The organism is Bathymodiolus platifrons methanotrophic gill symbiont, from assembly GCF_002189065.1.
Taxonomy (GTDB): Bacteria; Pseudomonadota; Gammaproteobacteria; order Methylococcales; family Methylomonadaceae; genus Methyloprofundus.
On sequence record NZ_BDMN01000277.1, the window covers coordinates 1 to 2,402 of the forward strand.

Annotated in this window: 2 protein-coding genes; both read right to left on the minus strand. The window is 44.3% G+C overall.

The features are described from left to right. Positions 1 to 428: 428 nt before the first annotated feature. Complete coding sequence (locus CDZ78_RS15000) at positions 429 to 1,409, minus strand: SbcC/MukB-like Walker B domain-containing protein (RefSeq protein WP_087870734.1); 981 nt, start codon at positions 1,407 to 1,409, stop codon at positions 429 to 431. Positions 1,410 to 1,988: 579 nt separating this feature from the next. Beyond that, positions 1,989 to 2,303, minus strand: a complete 315-nt coding sequence (locus CDZ78_RS15005; RefSeq protein WP_087870735.1) for a hypothetical protein — start codon at positions 2,301 to 2,303, stop codon at positions 1,989 to 1,991. Positions 2,304 to 2,402 lie beyond the last annotated feature (99 nt).

Below are 2,402 nucleotides of genomic sequence, written 5' to 3' on the forward strand. Positions count from 1 at the left end.
GTGCGGGCTCTTAACCGAAGGGGGTAATGGCTTAAGCTAATGCCATTGCGATGTATCTCCCCCCGCTCCCAGATACGTAAAGCGCGTTGTTTTAATAGTTTGGGGCTTATAATCAGCTTACTGGACATATGAATTGTTAACTAGCTTGTTAAGGAGGATAAGCACATAGATTCCCGCCAAAGCTTGTGCTCACGCTCTGGGTAGCATACGGGACTAAAGATCCCGCTTCCGAGCATTTCTGACTGCCCAGAATGTATGGAAATTATTTACCTGAAAGCCTATAGATATGCGATGCATACCCTACACAAAGCTTGTTCCGCGTTGAATTAGTCGTCTAATTTTGGGGAGTAGGCTTTAGCCTACACAAATTATGCTCATGTAGGCTAAAGCCTACTCCCCATCCTTGCTAAGGAACACGGCTAGCACAATCATCGTGCCTCCTTCTCCCGATGATACTCTTCAATCGTCAAATTCCTTAACATCGAATTTTTGCCCTCTTCATTATGCACAAGATTGACACTTTTTACATAATTTTCAATGACATGGATTTTCTGCAGTGGGGTGACAATTAATAATTGTAAATTCAGTTTACTAAATAATTCCAGCCCATAACGCGCCGAATCATCCGAGCCACGGCCAAAGGCTTCATCAATCATCACAAAGCGGAAGCTTTTTGAGCGCGTCTCGCCCCACTCTAGGCCAAATTGATAGGCGAGTGCCGAGGCTAAAATGGTATAAGCCAGCTTTTCTTTTTGACCGCCTGATTTACCCGCCGAATCGGAGTAATATTCTTTTTCCTGATTATCTTCGCGCCAGCGCTCTGAGGCAGAAAATAAAAACCAGTTTCTAACATCAGTCACTTTACGTGTCCATTTTTTATCGCTATCAGTTTGCCCCTCGCGCCCATTAAAGCGGTCGATTAGTTTTTTTACCTGATAGAATTTACTCTCATCATATAAGTCATCCTCACCGCCTAGGGTATCTGCTAAACAGGCTCTTAAATCCTGCTGAAAGCTTCTGATGTCCATATCTTTACTACGCTCTGAAATCAGCGTGATATAAGTGCCGGTATTGTAATCAATGGCATTCAGGGACAGGTTAATTTTAGTTAGTTTGTCTTCTATTTCCTGGCGCTCTTTATCAAGGTTCGCCTGAAACATGGCGATTTTCTGAATCGTGCCTTCTTTGAGCATTTGATGAAAGCGTTTTTCATGGCGCGGCAAATCTTCTTGCTCTAATTTATCCAGCATTTCCCCAAACTCAAAGGCCGATTGTAAGGCCACATCTAAGTCACGGGTTTCCAGCTTGTACTTGTCTTTATATTGTTGCATTTGCGTAATAATACGCTCGGCCACGCGTTGAATTTTTGTATTTTCATTATTCAGTTGAATCTGGATCCATTTGCGCATCACGCTACGGTTATCATCGCTATTGGCTATGCTGATGGTAATATCAGGCAGCGCGTTAGGCTGTAACTCGGTCAGTTTTGGAAAGCTAAATTCGCGTTCGCTTAGTTCCGTTTGCTTAACAGTTATCTCACTGACTTGCAGCAGGTTTTTGTCATTATCAATTTGCGCCTCTAACTTACCGCTGTCTTTACTTAGCGCGGTTATTTTTTCTTCCTGCGCAATAAGGCGCTGGATACTCTCTTCCAGCTGCTTTTGTAACTGCTGTAAAATATCCGAGTTCTGTTCAATCTCGCGTTTCTCCGCTAATAGTTGCTCAATCTTTAGGCTTAGTGCTTGCCAGTCGATTTCATCAAACTGTTCGATATTGAGTAAGTCACGCGCCTTATCACGTTGCTTGGTTAATAACTTTAGGTGTTTATCCAGCTCTCGCTTAAAATCAGGGAAACGGAGCCTAAGCGGAGTGATGATTTTTAGTCCCTGGTAGGCGACAGGGCAATTCGCTGATCCGAAGTGCGCTAGTAGCGCGCGAGGGAGGCAAGAATTGCATTCCGAATAGCCGTCCAGCCATTTGAGGTAGTCTTAACGGAGCAGGGTTTTGTGCGTAGTTGAGACGGACGCAGGGCGACCAGGGCATCTCCCATTCGCTGCGTAGGCGAATGAATGTTGGTGACAGGAGTCCCAGAATGTTGTGAGGTAGCATGGCGCGCCTGATCTAGCAGAAAAAGCGTCCAGCTGTTCCGCTGCATTCTGATTATTTTCCAGGCCGCTCACCCAGCCAGCATCAATAACAGATTTAAACAAGCGCTGGTCGGTTTGTATTAAATACCCTCCTTCTTTATAGACGATATTCAGCAAACGCATAAACCGCAAGCTATCGATTTGCCTATCACTCATAAACGAATACCCGATTTTTTGCAATACTATAAATTGCTTGTGCTGGCGTTTCTGGGTCAACGATTAAAATATCAAAACGTTGCTCACCTAATTGCTGTT